General features: G+C 73.1%; 20 protein-coding genes. 10 read left to right on the top strand and 10 right to left on the bottom strand.

Features of this window, described 5'->3' with window-relative positions; translation table 11 throughout:
- Nucleotides 1-2 precede the first annotated feature (2 nt).
- Nucleotides 3-1094 (top strand): alkaline phosphatase family protein, encoded by a 1092-nt coding sequence (locus LO931_RS00470; protein WP_229051233.1) that lies wholly within the window; start codon nt 3-5, stop codon nt 1092-1094.
- Between the two features lie 12 nt (nt 1095-1106).
- Complete coding sequence (locus tag LO931_RS00465; protein WP_229051232.1) at nt 1107-1760, top strand: thymidine kinase; 654 nt, start codon at nt 1107-1109, stop codon at nt 1758-1760.
- 34 nt (nt 1761-1794) lie between these two features.
- Here the strand turns inward: LO931_RS00465 and sepH are convergent, their stop codons facing one another.
- The 3 genes from sepH to LO931_RS00450 all read right to left on the bottom strand — a co-directional run bounded on the left by sepH (nt 1795) and on the right by LO931_RS00450 (nt 7482).
- Complete coding sequence (sepH, locus tag LO931_RS00460) at nt 1795-2799, bottom strand: septation protein SepH (RefSeq protein WP_229051231.1); 1005 nt, start codon at nt 2797-2799, stop codon at nt 1795-1797.
- An 81-nt stretch (nt 2800-2880) separates the two neighbouring features.
- Nucleotides 2881-6276: a bifunctional proline dehydrogenase/L-glutamate gamma-semialdehyde dehydrogenase gene (locus LO931_RS00455; RefSeq protein ID WP_229051230.1), complete on the bottom strand. Its 3396-nt coding sequence runs from the start codon at nt 6274-6276 to the stop codon at nt 2881-2883.
- A gap of 12 nt (nt 6277-6288) precedes the next feature.
- Nucleotides 6289-7482, bottom strand: a complete 1194-nt coding sequence (locus LO931_RS00450) for an MFS transporter (RefSeq protein WP_229051229.1) — start codon at nt 7480-7482, stop codon at nt 6289-6291.
- Between the two features lie 81 nt (nt 7483-7563).
- Here LO931_RS00450 and LO931_RS00445 point away from each other — a divergent pair, with 81 nt between their 5' ends.
- The 3 genes from LO931_RS00445 to LO931_RS00435 all read left to right on the top strand — a co-directional run bounded on the left by LO931_RS00445 (nt 7564) and on the right by LO931_RS00435 (nt 9847).
- Complete coding sequence (locus LO931_RS00445) at nt 7564-8607, top strand: ferrochelatase (protein ID WP_229051228.1); 1044 nt, start codon at nt 7564-7566, stop codon at nt 8605-8607.
- Nucleotides 8604-9419 (top strand): inositol monophosphatase family protein, encoded by an 816-nt coding sequence (locus LO931_RS00440; protein WP_229051227.1) that lies wholly within the window; start codon nt 8604-8606, stop codon nt 9417-9419. The genes LO931_RS00445 and LO931_RS00440 overlap by 4 nt, the downstream gene beginning before the upstream one ends.
- A 128-nt stretch (nt 9420-9547) precedes the next feature.
- The gene (locus tag LO931_RS00435; protein WP_229051226.1) at nt 9548-9847 is read left to right on the top strand and encodes a DUF4193 domain-containing protein; all 300 of its coding nucleotides are present in this window, start codon (nt 9548-9550) and stop codon (nt 9845-9847) included.
- Between the two features lie 90 nt (nt 9848-9937).
- On the opposite strand, the gene LO931_RS00430 is transcribed toward LO931_RS00435, so the two are convergent.
- Nucleotides 9938-10369, bottom strand: a complete 432-nt coding sequence (locus LO931_RS00430) for a DUF4235 domain-containing protein (protein WP_229051225.1) — start codon at nt 10367-10369, stop codon at nt 9938-9940.
- Between the two features lie 2 nt (nt 10370-10371).
- The gene (locus tag LO931_RS00425; RefSeq protein ID WP_229051224.1) at nt 10372-10857 is read right to left on the bottom strand and encodes a DUF3093 domain-containing protein; all 486 of its coding nucleotides are present in this window, start codon (nt 10855-10857) and stop codon (nt 10372-10374) included.
- Nucleotides 10858-10908: 51 nt separating this feature from the next.
- Between LO931_RS00425 and dut the strand changes: the two genes are divergently transcribed.
- The 5 genes from dut to LO931_RS00400 are packed head-to-tail and all read left to right on the top strand — an operon-like array spanning nt 10909 to nt 13615.
- Nucleotides 10909-11370 (top strand): dUTP diphosphatase, encoded by a 462-nt coding sequence (gene dut, locus LO931_RS00420; protein ID WP_229051223.1) that lies wholly within the window; start codon nt 10909-10911, stop codon nt 11368-11370.
- Entirely contained in the window at nt 11370-12065 is a 696-nt protein-coding gene (locus LO931_RS00415; protein ID WP_229051222.1) for a DUF3710 domain-containing protein, read from the top strand. The genes dut and LO931_RS00415 overlap by 1 nt, the downstream gene beginning before the upstream one ends.
- A gap of 9 nt (nt 12066-12074) precedes the next feature.
- Nucleotides 12075-12428 (top strand): OB-fold nucleic acid binding domain-containing protein, encoded by a 354-nt coding sequence (locus LO931_RS00410; protein ID WP_229051221.1) that lies wholly within the window; start codon nt 12075-12077, stop codon nt 12426-12428.
- Nucleotides 12421-13101 (top strand): DUF3159 domain-containing protein, encoded by a 681-nt coding sequence (locus LO931_RS00405; RefSeq protein WP_229051220.1) that lies wholly within the window; start codon nt 12421-12423, stop codon nt 13099-13101. Before LO931_RS00410 ends, LO931_RS00405 begins: the two co-directional genes overlap by 8 nt.
- A gap of 28 nt (nt 13102-13129) precedes the next feature.
- Nucleotides 13130-13615, top strand: coding sequence for a general stress protein (locus tag LO931_RS00400; protein WP_370636082.1), 486 nt, complete (start codon nt 13130-13132; stop codon nt 13613-13615).
- On the opposite strand, the gene LO931_RS00395 is transcribed toward LO931_RS00400, so the two are convergent.
- The 5 genes from LO931_RS00395 to LO931_RS00375 form a co-directional block, all read right to left on the bottom strand.
- On the bottom strand, nt 13612-14274 hold the full coding sequence (locus LO931_RS00395; RefSeq protein ID WP_229051218.1) for a TrkA family potassium uptake protein: 663 nt from the start codon (nt 14272-14274) through the stop codon (nt 13612-13614). The genes LO931_RS00400 and LO931_RS00395 overlap by 4 nt on opposite strands.
- Nucleotides 14274-14936: a TrkA family potassium uptake protein gene (locus LO931_RS00390; RefSeq protein WP_229051217.1), complete on the bottom strand. Its 663-nt coding sequence runs from the start codon at nt 14934-14936 to the stop codon at nt 14274-14276. The genes LO931_RS00395 and LO931_RS00390 overlap by 1 nt, the downstream gene beginning before the upstream one ends.
- 195 nt (nt 14937-15131) lie before the next feature.
- On the bottom strand, nt 15132-15725 hold the full coding sequence (locus LO931_RS00385; RefSeq protein ID WP_229051216.1) for a hypothetical protein: 594 nt from the start codon (nt 15723-15725) through the stop codon (nt 15132-15134).
- A gap of 110 nt (nt 15726-15835) precedes the next feature.
- The gene (locus tag LO931_RS00380; protein ID WP_370636051.1) at nt 15836-17221 is read right to left on the bottom strand and encodes an HRDC domain-containing protein; all 1386 of its coding nucleotides are present in this window, start codon (nt 17219-17221) and stop codon (nt 15836-15838) included.
- Nucleotides 17218-17814: a DUF3000 domain-containing protein gene (locus LO931_RS00375; protein ID WP_229051215.1), complete on the bottom strand. Its 597-nt coding sequence runs from the start codon at nt 17812-17814 to the stop codon at nt 17218-17220. The genes LO931_RS00380 and LO931_RS00375 overlap by 4 nt, the downstream gene beginning before the upstream one ends.
- Between the last annotated feature and the right edge of the window lie 92 nt (nt 17815-17906).

Here is a 17906-nt window from a genome sequence, read left to right as displayed (position 1 = left end):
TCGTGACCCTCGCAGCAACGCCGCGCATCCATGACGTGTGGCCGTCGGTCGGCGCCGCACTGGGCGCGCCAGGTCTGGTGGACGTCATCGGCCTGCCCGAGGCCCGGGGGTACGTCGTGTTCCTCGTCGACGGGCTCGGCGAGCTGAACCTGCGCGAGAACGCGCAGCACGCGCCGTTCCTCAGCGGGCTCGAGTCGGTGCCCGAGGTGCGCAGCAACATCCCCTCCACGACCGTCACGAGCCTGACCTCGCTCGGCACCGGGGTGGCCCCGGGGCAGCACGGGGTCGCCGGCTACACCGTGCGGGTCCCTGAGACGGGGGAGCGGCTCAACTCGATCGCCTGGGACCGCCCGCTCGATCCGCGCGAGTGGCAGCCGCACGCGATGGTGCTGGCCACGATGGCGCGCGACGGCATCGACGCCGCGGCGGTGAACGAGGCGCGTTTCGAGGGTTCGGGGCTCACCCAGTGCAGCCAGCGCGACGTGCCGTACCACGGTGTGACCTCGAGCTGGGAGCGTCACGACGTGCTGCTCGACCTGACCGAGGCCGCCGGCCGCCCCGCGGTCTACGCCTATGAGTCGCACCTCGACCACACGGGCCACAAGCACGGCTGCACGAGCGAGGAGTGGCGCACCGAGCTGCGCCGCATCGACGACGACCTGCGCCGTCTGCGCGCCGACCTGCCCGACGACGTGCGCCTGGTGGTCACGGCCGACCACGGCATGATCGACCTCCCGCGCGAGGGCCGGTTCGACGTCGACGCGAACCCGCGGCTGCTCGACGACGTCGAGATGATCGCGGGGGAGGCGCGGTTCCGGCACCTGCACACCCGCCCCGGCACGGCCACGGAGGTCGCCCAGCGGTGGCGCGAGCTGCTGGGCGAGCGGGCCGACGTGCGGCTGCGCGAGGAGTGCGAGGACTGGTTCGGGCCGCTCGCGCCCGCGGTCGAGGAGCGCTTCGGCGACGTCGTCGTGGCGGCCCAGGGCGACTTCGCGGTGTTCAGCTCGCGCGAGTTCGCCCGCGAGATGGAGATGGCCGGCTTCCACGGCTCCACGAGCGAGGTGGAGACCCGCATCCCCCTGCTGTGGTGCTGACAGGATGGACCCATGGCCGACCTGACCTTCTACTCCGGGACGATGGACTCCGGCAAGAGCACGCTGGCGCTGCAGGTCGACCACAACCATCGCGCGCGTTCACGGCACGGCCGGGTGTTCACCTCACGTGACCGGGCCGGTGCCGGGGTGATCTCGAGCCGCCTGGGCCTGTCGGTCAGCGCGATCGAGGTCGATGCCGACTTCGACTTCTGGGGCTACGTGGTGCACGAGCTGACGCACGCCCAGCGCATCGACTACATCGTCGCCGACGAGGCGCAGTTCTACACGACCTCCCAGATCGACACCCTCGCCAAGATCGCGGACGAGCTCGACATCGACGTGTTCTGCTTCGGCATCCTCACCGACTTCCGCACGCGGCTGTTCGAGGGCTCCGCGCGCCTCGTCGAGCTCGCGGACCGGGTGATGACGCTGCAGGTCGAGACCCTGTGCTGGTGCGGGTCCCGCGCCACGCACAACGCGCGCACCGAGAACGGCGTGATGGTGACCGAGGGCGACGTCATCGTCGTCGGCGACGTCGAGGACGCCGACCGGCCCGCGCCGCAGGTCGGCTACGAGGTGCTGTGCCGGCGCCACCACCGCCGCCGCATGACGGCGGCGGCCGCGCAGGCCGCCGCGATGTCGCCCGACGTCCTGCCCTTCGACTGACCCCTCTGCCTCGGGTGGGTGGGGGCGGACGGCGTCAGCCGTCGCGGCCGCCGAACATGATCTCGTCCCAGCTGGGCACCCGGCGACGCTCGTGCTTGCGCTTGTCGTCGGCGGGTGCGGCGGGCTCGTCGTCGACGGGCGGCGGAGGCGTCTCGTCGCGGACGGGCGTCTCCTCGGGCTCCGGCGTGGGCTCGGCGCTGCCGTGGTCGAGGTCGCCGAAGTCGAGCTGGTCGGGGTGCTGGTCGTCGGAGGGGGGCTCGACCTGCGCCATCTGCTCCAGGGCGCGGCGGTCGCGCGCCTCCTTGAGCGAGGCCACGGGCGCGCTGGTGGCGTAGTCCTCGGCGACCACCTGGGCCGCCGTCACGACCTCGCCCTCCGCGGCGCTGGTGCCCTGCCCGCGCACGGCGTCCGCGAGGGCCATGTCGGAGGACTCGTCCGGGTGGGCGACGTCGCCCACGAGTCCGTGCGCCAGGTCGTCGGCCGGAAGCACGAAGCGGCTCTTGACGTCGAAGATGAAGTGCGCGGCCGACTCACCGGTGGGCGTCACGATCACGGCCCAGCGGCCGTCCTCCCGGCGCCACGCGTCCCACGCGGCATCGTCCGGCGGCGAGCCGGCGGCTGCCAGGCACTCGTCGACGATCGCCCCGAGCGCGACGGGGGCGCCGCCCACGTGCTTGCGGCGCAGCGGGGTGGCGCGGGCCTGCTCGGCCATGTAGGCCCGCTCGGCGAGCACGGGCGTGGCGAATCCGTCGATCTGCTCGGTCGGCACACCAGCGGCGTCGGCGACCTCGGCGACGGTCTCGCCGCGGCGGATGCGGGTCTGGATGTCACGCGGGCTCAGCGCACTCTGCATGATCGTCTCTCCGGACTTCGTGGACTCCCGGGGACGATACCCCGGTCGGCGGCGGTGGTCGGCGAGCGCGACGATCCGCTTCAGGCGGTCGTCGATCGGCAGGCTGAACTCCTCGCCGGTGCCGGGATCCCGGGCGACGAGGCTGTTGCCGTCGTCGCTCAGCCGGTCCGGACCGAGTTCACGCATGTCGCCTCCTTGCTGCCCTGCCATTGTCACCCGAGGTTCCGGGGAATCGGGGAGGACGCGCCGCCAGCACCCCGGCCGGGGTCACCGGGGGCCGCGCGGCAGGAGACCGGCCAGCGCGGGGACGGGATTGCCGAAGCGGTGGTGGGTGATCGAGATGGACTGCTCGTGCAGGAACGTCAGCAGCTCGATGCGACCGGACTGGGTGACGTCACCGGTCACGAACGCGACGTCGGGGTCGCCGTCGACGGCGCGGGCAGCGGCCTGGTGGGAGGCGCGGACCAGACGCACCCGCTCCGGGCGGGTCGTGGCGAGCCGCTCGAGCCAGGTGTCGTCGTCCTCGACGTGCACCTCGAAGCCCGGCACGACCAGACGGACGTTCGTGCTGACGACGATCGGGGCGCCGGTGCGGACCGCGGCCAGCACGAGGCGCAGCACCTCGCGGCGGGACCCCTCGACACGAACCGTGACCGGGACGGGCAGGTACCGCAGCAGGTTGCGCTCGGCGTGGAGCCGGGAGACGTCCTTCGTCAGCCCGAACTCCCGCCGCCAGGCCAGCTCGTCGGAGCGTGCCGCGGCGTCGAGCCAGGCCACGTCCTCCTGCGAGAAGTCGTGCAGCACGTTCGCGAGCAGCTCGCTGACGGACTCGCTGGTGTCGACGTCGGCGACCCGCCGGAGCGGTCGTGGCGTCCACTCGCCGAGGCGCACGAGGTAGTTGGGTCCGCCGGCCTTCGTCGTGGGGCCGACGGTGGACCGCTTCCAGCCACCGAACGGCTGGCGCTGGACGATCGCGCCGGTCGTGCCGCGGTTGACGTACAGGTTGCCGGCCTGCACCTGGTCGACCCAGGTCGAGATCTCCTGGGGGTCGAGCGAGTGCAGCCCGGCCGTCAGGCCGTAGTCGGTCGCGTTCTGCCACGCGATCGCGGTGGCCAGGTCGGGCGCGTGCATGAGCCCCAGGATGGGACCGAAGTACTCGGTGCGGTGGAACTCGCTGCCGGGCCGCACCCCGGCACGCACGCCGGGCGACCAGAGGCGGCCGGAGTCGTCGAGCTGCCGCGGCTCGACGAGCCACGACTCGCCCTCACCGAGCTCGGTGAGCCCCGAGGTCAGCTTCTCGCCCGGCGGCTCGATGAGCGGACCCATCTCGGCCGACGGGTCGGTCGGGTGGGCCACGCGCATCGAGCGCACGGCGTCGACGAGCTGGCGGCCGAAGCGCTCGGAGTCACCGACCGAGCCGACCAGGATCGCGAGGCTCGCCGCCGAGCACTTCTGCCCCGCGTGGCCGAACGCGCTCTGCACGAGGTCGGCCACCGCGAGGTCGAGGTCGGCGCTGGGCGTCACGACCAGCGCGTTCTTGCCACTGGTCTCGGCGTGCAGGTGCAGGTCGGGTCGCCAGGAGCGGAACAGCCGGGCCGTCTCCCAGCCACCCGTCAGGATGACTCGGTCGACGTCGGAGTGCGCGACGAGCGCCTTGCTCAGGGGACCCTCCGGCACGGTCACGAGGCGCAGGGCCTCGCGCGGGATGCCCGCCTGCCAGAGCGCCTCCACGACGACGGCGGCGCACCGCTGCGACTGCGGGGCCGGCTTGACGATCACGGCGCTGCCGGCCGCCAGGGCCGCGAGCATCGACCCGGCGGGGATCGCGACGGGGAAGTTCCACGGGGGCGTGACGACGGTCAGCGACGACGGGACGAACGTGGCGCCGTCGACCGCCTCGAGCCGCAGCAGCGACTCGGCGTAGTAGTGCGCGAAGTCGATCGCCTCGCTGACCTCGACGTCGGCCTGGGCCACGGTCTTGCCGGCCTCGGCGGCCATGACCGAGACGAGGTCGCCTCGCCGGTGGGCCAGCGCGTGTCCGGCCTGGTGGAGCAGCCAGCTGCGGACCTGCGCGTCGCGGGCCTGCCAGCGGCTGCCGGCCGCCCGCGTCTGGCGGACCAGGGTCTCGAGCCCGGCGGGTCCGTGGATGCGGGCGTCCTCGATGCTGTTGGCGCCCAGGCTCGTGTAGGCGCTGCGCTCGAGCTGGTCGAGCGCCCAGGCGCGGTTGCCCGCGATCGAGGGATCGGTGTCGGCGGTGTTCTCGAACTCGGTGACGTCGGTCGCGAACGTCTCGGAGCGGCGGTCCTGGACGCGGTGGCGGGAGGGGGCGTCGCGCCCCATCAGGTCGACCGACGCCAGGAAGCGGTCGGCCTCGCGGGTGAAGGTGGCGGTGTCGGTGAGCCGGAACACCGAGGACATGAAGTTCTCGCTGCTGGCGTTCTCCTCGAGCCGGCGCACCAGGTAGGCGATCGCGACGTCGAACTCGTCAGGGTGCACGACGGGCGTGTAGAGCAGGACCCGGCCCACGGTGCCCCGCACGGCACGCACCGGGCCGGCGTCCATGCCGAGCAGCATCTCGACGTCGACGGCGTCCGTGACGCCTCGGTCCTCGGCGAGGAGCCACGCCCAGGCGATGTCGAACAGGTTCTGGCCCGCGACGCCCACACGGATCGCGTCGACCCGGTCGGGGCGCAGTGCGGTGTCGAGCAGGCGCTTGTAGGAGGCGTCCGTCTCGGCCTTGGAGCCCCAGGTCGCGAGCGGCCAGTCGTGCACCTCGGCGTCGACCCGCTCCATCGCGAGGTTGGCGCCCTTCACGACGCGGATCTTGACCGGGGCCCCGCCTCGGAGCCGGCGCTCGTAGGCCCAGCGGTGGAGCCGCTCGTAGGCCTCGTGGACGTCGGGGAGGTACGCCTGCAGCACGATGCCGGCGGTGAGGTCGGGCTGCTCGTCGAGGGCGCGCGTGAAGACCGCGATCGTCAGGTCGAGGTCGCGGTACTCCTCCATGTCGAGGTTGACGAACTTGGCGGTGGCCGGGTCGTCGCCGATCGCGGCGGCGTAGATCGGCCGCAGCTGGGTCACGACGCGCTCGACGGTGGCGTCGAAGCCCCACAGCGAGAGCCGGCTGGCGACCGAGGAGACCTTGACCGACACGTAGTCGACGTCCGGCCGTCCGAGCAGCTCGACGACGGCGTCGCGGCGGCGGGCGGCCTCGCCCTCGCCCAGGACCGCCTCGCCGAGCAGGTTCAGGTTGAGCCGGTGACCGCCCTTGGTGAGCTGCGCGATGGTGCGGCCCAGCGGCTCGGGCCGCGCGTCGACGACGAGGTGGCCGACGAGCCGGCGCAGCACCTTCGTGGCCGTGCGGACGACGAATCCCGGGGCGATGCGCGAGAAGCGGGCACCCCAGCGCAGGGCAGACCGCTGGTACCAGGGCAGGAACGCCGGGGTGCGGCGCGCGAGACCGCGCAGGTTGGCTGCGGCGACGTCGTGGTCCTCGGGGCGGATGACCCGGTCGACGAAGTCGATCGTGAACTGCAGGCCGTCGGGATCGGCGAGCAGCTCGCTCAGGCGGCGGGCCGCGGGGTCGACGCGGCGTCGGGGCGAGGAGTCGACCCAGGAGCGCGCCAGGGCTACGGCGCGCGCGGGCAGGTGCTGGGCGTCGGTCATGGCGTGTCCAGCCTAGTGCCGCGAGACCTCGGCTGACTCCGGGAGTCGGAACAGAAGTGCGACACCCGTCGCGACGACCCCCGCGACGAGTGGCACGAGGAAGCCCGCCGAGGCGTTCCACGCGTGGTCGACGACCCATCCGGACACGGCGGCTCCGGGCGCGACGCCCACCGAGAGACCGAGGGTGGTCCACGAGAGGGCCTCGGTCAGGCGGGCCTCGGGCACGTTCTGACGCACGAGGTGCACCGCGGCGACGAGGGTGGGCGAGATGGCAGCGCCGCCGACCAGGAGCCCGACCGCGACCCAGCCGAGGTTCGACAGCAGGGCGAGCGGCACGAAGGAGAGCGTGAGGCCGACGAGCGCGATGCGCAGGCGTCGGACGACGTCGTCGGGGGTCGGCAGCAGGCCGACGGCCAGACCCGCCCCGAGGCTGCCGGCCGCCCAGACCGCGAGCATGACGCCCGCGAGGCCGGGGCGTCCCTGCTCCTCCGTGAGCGCCACGACCACCACCTCGGCGGCGCCGAAGATGATGCCGATGCCGATGCTCGCGACGACGACCGGGACGAGGACACGCGGGTCGAGGGGCGGGCGCGGTCCGGACTCGTGCGGGACCACGGGCGGCGCCGTGAGCCGCTGGGCACCGAGCGCCAGGCTGCCGAGGGTGCCCGCGAGCCCGGCGAGGGCGATGCCCGCGAACTCGTGCGCCTGGAGCGTCAGCCACGTCGCGACGACGGGGCCGACGATGAAGACGACCTCGTCGAGCACGGCCTCCAGGGCGAAGGCGGTGTTGAGCTCGTCGGGGTCGTCGAGCTGGTGCGACCAGCGGGCCCTGACCATGTTGCCGGTCTGCGGGGTCGCCGCGCCCGCGAGCACGGCCGCGAGGTGGGGGAGCGGGGTGGCCGAGTCGGTCGCGATGGCGACGACCAGCAGGGCGACGCCGGTGCCGAAGGCGAGCGCCCAGAGGGTCAGCACCCGGGACTGGCCCCACGTGTCGATGAGCCGGCCTTGCAGGGGCGCCGTGGCCGCCGCCGCCAGCACGTACGCCGCCGACACGGTGCCGGCGAATGCGTAGGAGTCGGTGCGCCCCGCCACCACGATGACGATCGACAGGCCGAGCATCGACAGGGGCAGTCGCGAGACGAGCCCGGTGGAGCTGAACGCGAACGCGCCAGGGCGCGAGAGCACGACGCGGTACGGCGATGCCATCGGTCGTCCTCCTGTCGGTCGGGGGCCACTCTAGGGCGGCGCTCGGACAGGTCGCGTGAGGCGGGGTGACACGATGGGGGCATGCACGACACCGCACCCCTGGACGCGATCCTGCTGGTCTCCTTCGGGGGCCCCGAGCACGCCGACGAGGTGGTCCCGTTCCTCGAGAACGTCACGCGGGGCAAGGGCATCCCGAAGGAGCGCCTCGTCGAGGTGGGGGAGCACTACTTCGGCTTCGGTGGTCGCTCACCCATCAACGACGCCAACCGCGCGCTGATGGCCGGCATCGAGGCCGACCTTCGCACGCACGACGTCGACCTGCCGGTCTACTGGGGCAACCGCAACTGGGACCCCTACCTGCGCGAGACGCTCGAGCAGATGGTGGCCGACGGGCACCGGGAGATCGCGTGCTTCGTCACCAGCGCCTACTCCTCCTACTCGGGCTGCCGGCAGTACCGTGAGGACCTCTTCGAGGCCTCCGAGGGGCTCGACGTCCGCCTCCACCGCCTCCGGCACTACTTCAACCACCCCGGCTTCGTCGGCCCGGTCACGGACGCGGTGCGCACCGCGCTGGACGCCGCACCCGAGCAGACCCGGCTCGTGTTCGTGACGCACTCGATCCCGATCTCGATGAACGAGGCCTCCGGCGGTCCCGGTGCCCATGCGTACGAGCGGCAGCACCGCGAGGTGGCCCGGCTCGTGAGCGAGGCCGTGGGCCACGCCGAGCACGACCTCGTCTACTGCTCGCGGTCGGGCCCGCCCCAGGTGCCGTGGCTCGAGCCGGACGTCAACGACCACCTGGAGGAGCTCGCGGCCGAGGGCGTCACGTCGGTCGCCGTCGTGCCGATCGGCTTCATCTCCGACCACATGGAGGTCGTCTACGACCTCGACACGGAGGCGGCCGCCACGGCCGCCGAGCTGGGTCTGACCTACGTGCGCGTGGGCACCCCGGACACCGCGGCCTCCTTCATCGAGATGGTGCGCGACCTCGTGCTGGAGCGGGCCGCGGCCCTGCGCGACGAGGATCCCGACCGGGCCACGGTCGGCGAGATGCCGCCGTGGGCCGACCACTGCGCGGTCGACTGCTGCCTGAACGCCCGCTCCACGCGGACGGCTCTCGCGTGAGCGGAGGCGACGCCGCCGACCCGCAGCCCGGTGACCTGCTGACGCTCGCGGCCGCCGTCGGCATCGAGGCGGCCGACCTGGTGCGACGCCGGAGACCGGCCGGACGGGTGCCCGTCGCGGACACCAAGTCCAGCGCGACCGATCCGGTCACCGAGATCGACCGGGCCAGCGAGGAGCTCATCCGCGGCCGCATCGCCCAGGCACGCCCCGACGACGGGTTCCTGGGGGAGGAGGGCGACACCCTCGTCGGCACGAGCGGCATCGAGTGGGTCGTCGACCCGATCGACGGCACCGTCAACTTCATGTACGGGATTCCGGCCTACGCCGTCTCGATCGCCGCGCGCCGCGGCGACGACGTGCTGGCCGGCTTCGTCGTCAACGTCGCCGACGGGCGCGCCTGGGGCGCGATCCGCGGAGGCGGGGCGTTCCGGCTCGACGACGGTCCCCGCCGCATCACGGCACCGTCGCCGCCGCCCCTGACGCACCTGCTGGTGGCCACGGGATTCGGCTACGACCCGAAGGTCCGCGCTGCGCAGGGTGCCAGCGTCACCCGCCTGCTTCCGCAGGTGCGCGACATCCGGCGCATCGGCGCTGCCGCCCTCGACCTGTGCGCGCTGGCGGAGGGCACGGTCGACGCCTACGTCGAGCAGGGCCTGCATCCTTGGGACCTCGCCGCAGGCGGGCTGATCGCCACCGAGGCGGGGTGCGTGCTGTCCGGTCTGGACGGTCCGCCGGATCGCCGTCTGGTCATGGGTGCGCACCCGGAGATCGCGCCGGAATATTTCGCGCTCGTGCGCGCTTGTGGGTTCTGACGTCGCTCTGGGGTCGGTGTGCAACAATCACCCGGCCGGACGCTCGACCCGCACCCAGGACGCGCGATCACGACGTCATCATGACCGCCCACACCACCGGGTACGCCTGACGCTGGAGGAACACACACATGGCCACCGATTACGACGCTCCCCGCAAGACCGAGGAGGAGCAGTCCGAGGACTCGATCGAGGAGCTCAAGGCGCGTCGCCATGAGAAGAACTCCGGAAAGGTCGACGAGGACGAGGTCGAGGCCGCCGAGTCCTTCGAGCTGCCCGGCGCCGATCTGTCGCACGAGGAGCTGGCCGTCCAGGTCGTTCCCAAGCAGCTCGACGAGTTCACCTGCAGCTCCTGCTTCCTGGTGCACCACCGCAGCCAGCTCGCGGAGGAGAAGGGCACCCAGCTCATCTGCCGCGACTGCGCCTACTGACGCACCACTCCACCCCGATGTGCGCCCAGTCGGGCGGTTCTGCCCTGGCAGGACCGCCCAGCTGGGCGCACATCTCGTTGTGGGGAGATCTCAGCGCTTCGTGCGCTTCTTCTTCCGCGTGGCGGCGGTGTGCTCGGCCTTGGCCTCGGCGACCTCCCGGGCCATGACCTCGCCCTTGACGCCCTTCATCCCGGGCGGCAGCTGCCCGGTGGAGCGCACCCAGTACTGCGCGGTCTGACGACGCACACCGACCTTGACGACCTGCACGAGCGCGCCGCCGACGATGGCCCAGCCGATGGCCTCCCGCAGCTCGACCTCGGGGTTGTCGCTCGCCGTCGGGGGCTTGCGGCCCGTGACCAGGCGCCAGGCGCCTCCGGCCAGCAGGGGAGCGGCGGCGGTCGCGGCGAGCGACGTCGACCGGTCCATGAGCTTCCAGGCGGTCTTGGAGCTGCGGCTCTGCTTCGGCGTGGACGACGAGGCCGTGACGGACCCGCCCTTCGCGCGCTGACGTCGCTTCGACACCCTCAGGCTCCCTTCTGCGGTGCTCCGCCGGCCGCGGTGCGCCGCCCAGTCTGCCGCAGGTCCTCGATCGCGGCAGCCAGGCGCTCGGGGCGGCGGCTGCCGAGCAGCCAGTAGGGGTGCGGGTCCTGGGCGTCGTCGATCCGGACCTTGACGCCGGTGTCGATCCATGGCCGCGTCGCGAGCCAGGCCCGCACGTCCGCGCGCGGACCCATGACCTCGCGGTACGTCGCCCGGTCGAGCACCTCGATCTCGCCGAGGAACTCGGCACCGATGTGGGCGCGACCCGCGTGCAGCTCGTCGTCGACCCGGACCTGGAGCGCGCCGTACGCGGCGACGAAGCCGTAGCCGATCGCCGCGGCGATGACGGTCGCGACGGTCGCGAAGACCGGCGTCGTGGCGACGAAGACGAGCCAGCCGCACGTGAGACCGAAGCCGGTGGCACCGATCCACCAGGCGGTCGGAGCGGTCAGGCGTTCGCGATGGGTCACCCCACCAGTCTGACAGTCGGAGCCGTACCCGTCCGGGCTAGGGTCGGCGGCATGGTCTCGATCCCCCTGACCCGTCTGGACCCCGACGTGCCCGTGCCCACCTATGCCCGACCGGGCGACGCGGGAGCCGACCTCGTCAGCACGGTCGACGTCCGGATCTCCCCGGGCGAGCGCGCCCTGGTGCCCACGGGCATCGCGATCGCCCTGCCCGACGGCTATGCCGCCTTTGTCCACCCGCGATCGGGCCTGGCCTGGCGTCACGGGATCTCGATCGTCAACACCCCCGGCACGATCGACGCGGGCTACCGCGGCGAGATCAGCGTCGTGCTGGTCAACCACGACCCGCGCGAGCCGTTCACGATCGCCCGCGGCGACCGCATCGCGCAGCTCGTCGTGCAGCGCGTCGAGACGGCCTCCTTCGAGGAGGTCGACGCGCTCGACGAGACCGAGCGCGGTGCCGGCGGGTACGGATCGACCGGTGGACACCTCAGCCTCGACCGGAAGGACGCCTGATGGGCATCTTCTCCCCGCGCCGCCGTGGCGCCCAGGACACCTCGACCCAGGACACCTCGACCCCGGAGACCTCGGACGCCGCCGAGGCGCCGGAGCAGGGGCGACCGCACGGGCCCTGGGACGTCTCGGAGCGCCCCGACCTCGACGGTCGCGTCGACTTCGGCGCCCTGCGCTTCCGGGTGCCCCCGGGCTACGTCGTGCAGCGACCCGCGAACGACAAGGACAACACCGTGCCGGTCGTGCTGCTGCGCGGTCCCGAGGGTGCGCTGCGCCTGCGGGTCTTCGCCGCGCCGCGCGACGGCGGCAAGTGGGACGACCTCCGCGCCGACGTCGTGCGCGAGGTCGAGGAGCGTGACGGCACGGCGACCGAGGTCGACGGGCCGTTCGGGCGCGAGGTTCGCTGCGTCCTGAAGGTCACGAGCCCCGACGGTCAGCCGATGGTCCAGCCCAGTCGGGTCCTCGGCCACGACGGTCCGCGGTGGACCCTGCGGGGCACCTTCCTCGGCCCCGTCGCCAAGGACCCCCAGGACCACGGCGACCTGATGGACGCCTTCCTCGACGTCGTCGTGGTGCGCGGTCCGGAGCCTCGGCGTGCGGGTGAGGTCCTGCCGCTGAGGCTCCCGCCCGGGGCCCGTGGCGACGCGGAGACGTCGTCGGACGAGCAGGCCGTCAGCGCCGACCCGGATGCGACGTAGGATCGAGACATGCCGGGACTCGTCAGCCGCGCGCTGGAGCGCTTCAGCACCGACAACCGTGACGCCGCGGAGCTCCGCGACGACGCGGCGCGATCGGGTTGCTGCCACATCGTCGACGCGGCGCCACGCGAGAAGGTCGTGATCCACGGCGTGCTGCGCAGCGTCACCCAGCGGTGCGCCGACGACGTCACGACGCTCGAGGCCGAGCTGTACGACGGCTCCGACAGCGTCACCCTGGTGTGGCTCGGACGCCGTCGCATCACGGGTGTGGCCGCGGGCCGCTCGCTGACCGCCCGCGGACGCATCGGCACCAAGGCCGGACGCAAGGTGCTGTTCAACCCCGTGTACGAGCTCGATGCCTGACGCCTCCGTCGAGACCGTCGAACAGCTCGTCCGCCGCCAGCTCGCCGAGGCGTTCGGCGGCATCCGCGGAGTCGTCGAGAGCGCCGTCCCGAGCCTCGCGTTCCTCGTCTCCTGGCTCACCACCGAGGATCTGCGCCAGTCGATCTACGTCGCGGTCGGGGTGGCCGTGGTGCTCCTGGTGGTGCGGCTCGCGCAGCGGAGCACGCCGCAGTTCGTCGTCAACTCGCTGTTCGTGATCGCCATCGGCGCGTTGTTCGCGTCGCGGTCGGGGGAGGCGCGCGACGTCTTCCTGCCCGGCATCCTCTACAACGGCGCCTACTCGATCGTGCTCGTCGTCTCGATCCTGGTCGGCTGGCCCGTCGTCGGCTTCCTGATCGGCAGCCTCGCGGGCGACGTCACGTCCTGGCGCCGCGACCGCGGCCTGGTCCGCCTCTGCTCGCGCCTGACGTGGCTCCTCGCGGTGCCCTGCGTGCTGCGCGTGCTGGTGCAGTACCCGCTGTACTCGGCCGACGAGGTCGGGCTGCTGGGCACCGCCAAGATCGTGATGGGCTGGCCCCTGCAGGTGCTGGCGCTGCTCGCGATGGCGTGGGTCCTGAGCCGCGACTCCACCCCGGCCGGACCGAGCACGGCCGAGGCCACGGGCGTCGAGCCGCACGACGACGAGCCGCGCTGACGGTCCCGTTCGGGTGCCCGGGACTACGCTGGAGAGCGTGACCCCCGTCTTCTCCCTCGAGTTCCCGCAGAGCCTCGCGACGTTCGACGACTACGCCGCCGCGCAGAAGGCCGTCGACGCCCTCTCGGACGCCGAGTTCCCCGTCCAGAACCTGTTGATCGTCGGCACCGACCTCAAGCAGGTCGAGCGCGTGACCGGACGCCTCACGACGGGCCGCGTCGCCCTCGCCGGTGCGTTGTCGGGCCTCTGGTTCGGCGTGTTCATCGGCCTGCTGATCGGCCTGTTCGCCTCGGAGACGCACTGGCTCTCGATCGTCGCGACCGGCGCTGCCGTCGGTGCCGGATTCGGGGCCGTCTGGGCCCTGCTCGGCTACGCCGCGACCCGCGGCCGCCGCGACTTCAGCAGCGTCAAGACGGTCGTCGCGACCCGCTACGAGGTGCTCGTCGAGCACCGCCACCTCGCCCAGGCCCGCGAGCTGCTCGGCCCCGTGGGCCGCCCCGACCCCTTCGCCTAGCCCTTCGGGGCCAGGAGGGTGGCCAGCGCGGGCTCCGACGCCGGCGCGGTCACGAACAGCAGCTCGTCGCCGGCCTCCAGCGCGCGGTCGCGGTCCGGGGTCAGGATCGACGTGTCGCGGAGGATCGCGACCAGCAGCGTGTCGGCAGGCCACGGCACGTCCGCGATCCGCGTGCCCACCAACGGCGAGTGGTCGGGCATCGTGAGCTCGACGAGGTTCGTGTCGCTCTGCCGGAAGGTGAACAGGCGCACGAGGTCGCCGACCGCGACCGCCTCCTCCACCAGGGCCGCCATGAGCCGCGGCGTCGAGACTGCGACGTCGACGCCCCAGGACTCGCCGAACAGCCACTCGTTCGAGGGGTGGTTGACGCGGCCGACGGTGCGAGGCACCGCGAACTCGGTCTTGGCGAGCAGCGAGATGACCAGGTTGGCCTTGTCGTCGCCCGTCGCGGAGATCATGACGTCGCACGTGTCGAGGCGCGCCTCCTCCAGGGACGACATCTCGCAGGCGTCGGCCAGCAGCCACTGGGCGCCCGGCACCGCGTCGGACCGGATGGAGCCGGGGGACTTGTCGATCAGCAGGACCTGGTGGCCGTTCTCGATGAGCTCGGTGGCGACGGAGCGGCCCACGGCCCCCGCGCCGGCGATGGCGACGCGCATCAGTGGTCCTCCGGTCCGGACTCGAGCACGGCGTGAGCCGTCTCCGCGCGGTCGTCGCGCATGAACATGCTGAGGTAGTCGCCCTCCTGGATGGCCATGTCGGCCTGCGGGAGGGTGCCGCTGCCCAGACGCGTCACGTAGGCGACGCGCACGCCGGCCGCCGCCTCGAGGTCGGCGATCGAGCGTCCGATCCACTGGAACGGCGCGTAGACGCTGTCGAGCCTGAGCTCGCCGGACGGGTCGCGCCACTGTGGCTCGGAGCCGGCGGGCAGGAGGCGTCGCAGCACCTGGTCGGCCGCCCACGGCACGGTGGCCACGGTGGGGATGCCCAGACGCTCGTACACCTCGGCCCGGCCCGCGTCGTAGATGCGGGCGACGACGTTGTCGACGCCGAACAGCTCGCGGGCGACGCGCGCCGAGATGATGTTGGAGTTGTCGCCGCTGGAGACCGCCGCGAACGCGTCGGCGCGCTCGATGCCCGCCTGGCGCAGCACCTCGCGGTCGAAGCCCATGCCGGTGACCGTCAGGCCGCCGTAGGTGGGTCCGAGCCGGCGGAACGCCTCGGCGTTGGAGTCGATCACGGCGGTCGTGTGACCGCGCTCCTCGAGGCTGCGCGCCAGCGACGAGCCGACCCGGCCGCAGCCCATGATCACGATGTGCACGAGGCGACGCTACACCTCTCGAAAGGCTGGCGCGCCGGGCTGGGAGCGCCTCACGGCGCGTGGCCGCTCGTAGCGGCTGATGTTGGGACCCGGGGCTACCGCAGCCCGGCGCCCCACCAGCCTAACCGCAGGCCCAACCACTTGGCACGGTCCTGCTCCCGAGGTGGGATTCCTCACGACCAGGGGCCTGTGCCGTCACGACCAGAGGTCGCCTGACCGCTCGAGCGCGGCGGCGTGGTGCAGCTGGCGAGCCAGGTCGAACAGCCGTGCGGCGCTCTGCGGGTCGCCGGACTCCAGCTGGGCCCGACCCACCGCGGCGACGTGCGCGAACGCGGCGGCGCGGTCGAGCGTGACGTCGAAGTCCGAGCGCACCACGCCCCGCAGCACGGCGTCGACGAGCCGCACGACGTCGTCCGGCGTCGGCGGCTCCACCACCCCGGCCAGGGCGTTCTGCACCGGCGCGTGAGCGATGCCCGCGGCGTACTCACGCGCCGCCTGGTCGGGCTGTCGGTGCACCCACGTGTGCAGCAGGTAGAGCCGCCACAGGCACCCGGCCACGGTGTCGGCCGGGCAGGCGGCCCAGAGGTCGGCCAGGGTGCCGAGCCCTTCCGCGTCCACCAGGGTCACGACCCGCTCGACGAGCGCCTCGTCGGCGGCGTCGTCGGTGCCCCGCACGAGCAGGTGCGCGATGCGGTGACCGGCGGCGGTCGCCTCGGCGGGGTCGGGGGTGCCCACGACGTCGCGGAACGCCTTCGGCCCCGGGAGCGCGGGGCGGTGGAAGTCACCCATGTCGCCCGACCCTACGTGTCAGACGGTCACGCTCCGACCCGTCAGGCGCGCAGCGCTGTGCTCGTCAGGCGCGCAGCGCTGTGCTGTTCAGGCGCGGAGCGCTGTGCTGTTCAGGCGCGGAGCGCTGTGCTGAGCGGTGCGCTGACGAGCTCGACCTGCCACGGGCGGGCACCCTTGCTGGCCAGCACCGCACCGACGCTCTCGGCCGACAGGTCGGCGGGAGGCTCCCAGGCGAGCTCGCGGACCGCCCCGGGGGAGATGAGATTCTCGGCCGGCAGGTCGTGCTGCTCCGCGAGCGCCACCACCACCTCACGGCAACGGCCGAGGCGATCGGCCGCGTCGGGATGCTTCTCGGCCCAGGCCCGCGGCGGAGGCGGTCCGTCACCGCGCACGCTGGAGCGCGGCAGGTCTTCCTCCGGCAGGGCGAGAGCGGTGTCGATGGCGCGCTGCCACTCGTTGAGGTGACGGCGGGCGCCGCGGCCCCGCATCGTGCGCAGACCCTTGAGCTGGTCGGCGTCGGTGGGGGCCACCGTGGCCATCTCGACGATCGCGGCGTCGGTCAGGACCCGGCCCGGCGTGGTGTCGCGCCGCTCCGCGATCTCGTCGCGCGTCTCCCACAGCTCGCGCACGAGAGCGAGGTTGCGGCGTCCGCGGATGCGGTGCATGCCGGACGTGCGGCGCCAGCGGTCGGTCTTCGGCGGCGGACCCGTGAACGAGAGCAGCGCCTCGAACTCCTGGTGCGCCCAGTCGAGCTTGCCGGCCTTCTCGAGATCGGCCTCCAGCAGGTCACGCAGCTCGACCAGCACCTCGACGTCGAGCGCCGCGTAGACGAGCCAGGGCTCGGGCAGGGGCCGCGTCGACCAGTCGGCGGCCGAGTGTTCCTTGGCGAGGCTGTGACCGAGGTACAGCTCGACCAGGGTGGCCAGGCCCACGCGGGGCAGGTTCAGCAGGCGACCCGCGAGCTCGGTGTCGAACAGGGCGCGGGGACGCATGCCGGCCTCGGTCAGGCAGGGGAGGTCCTGGGTCGCCGCGTGCAGGATCCACTCCTCGTCGCCGATCGCGTCGTCGAGGGCGCGCAGGTCGTCGAACGGCACGGGGTCGACGAGGTGCGTGCCCGACCCGACGCGGCGCAGCTGCACGAGGTAGGCGCGCTGCGAGTAGCGGTAGCCCGAGGCGCGCTCCGCGTCGATGGCGACGGGCCCCCGGCCGGAGGCGATCGCGGCACACGTGCGCGCGTACGCCTCGTCGGTGTCGACGACGGGCGGCAGCTCCTCACGCAGCAGCAGCGGCGGCAGGCTCGGGGCGTCCGCGACGGGGGCCGCGGCCTCCTCCACGACGACGGGCGACTCCGGGCCGTCGGGTTCCGTGGTGACGTCGGGTTCCGTGGCGACGACCTCGGGCTCCGGAGGAGGGTCGTCCTGGCGCTGCGTCGGTGCCGACGGCGCGGGCCGCTGCGGGGCCTGCGGAACGATGAATTCGGGCTCGAAGGACGTCACGCGCCGCCTCCGGCCGGGCCGTGGCGACCGCGCCCCGGCAGGTAGGCGACGTCGGGCGACAGCGGCGGCAGCCCGGCGACGGCGGCCAGCAGGTCGCCCCAGGCGCCCAGGTGGTCGGCGACGCCGGTGAGCGGCGTCCACGACGCGCGGACCTCGACCTGTGACTGCGGGGCGTCGTCGACCATCGAGCCGAAGGCCTCGGTGTGCACCACCGTGACGCTGCCGCCGAACGCGGTGGCCTCGGCCCCACGGGTCTCGAGCGCGTCCTCGAGCCAGCTCCAGCCGACTGCCGGCAGGACCGGGTCCTCGGCCATGTAGCCCTCGATGTCGGCACGGGCGAAGGTCACGCAGCGGAACGTGCCGTTCCAGGCGTCGTGGCCGGCGGGGTCGTGCAGCAGGATGAACCGTCCGCTGGCGAGGTCCTCGTCGCCGGCGACGATCTCGCCGCTGAGCGCGTAGGCGTGGGGCGCGATGCGGGTCGGCGCCGGCATGACGTCGATCACGACCTCGGGCCGCACGGCGGCCGACCTCAGCTGGTCGACGGCGGCGGCGAACTGGCTCGGCACGGCCCCGAGCTCGGTGTGGGCACCCACCCGTTGATGGTAGGGGCGTTCGGGTCCACCCACCGGTCGACACTCCGGACGCCCCGGCGCAACTGCCGGTGCCTGCATGCCCATGGGGCGGT

This window comes from Aeromicrobium sp. Leaf350 (assembly GCF_916858655.1).
In the GTDB taxonomy this organism is placed as follows: domain Bacteria; phylum Actinomycetota; class Actinomycetes; order Propionibacteriales; family Nocardioidaceae; genus Aeromicrobium.
The sequence above is the reverse complement of the archived record's forward strand: the minus strand, read 5'-3'. Positions and strand labels throughout refer to the sequence as shown.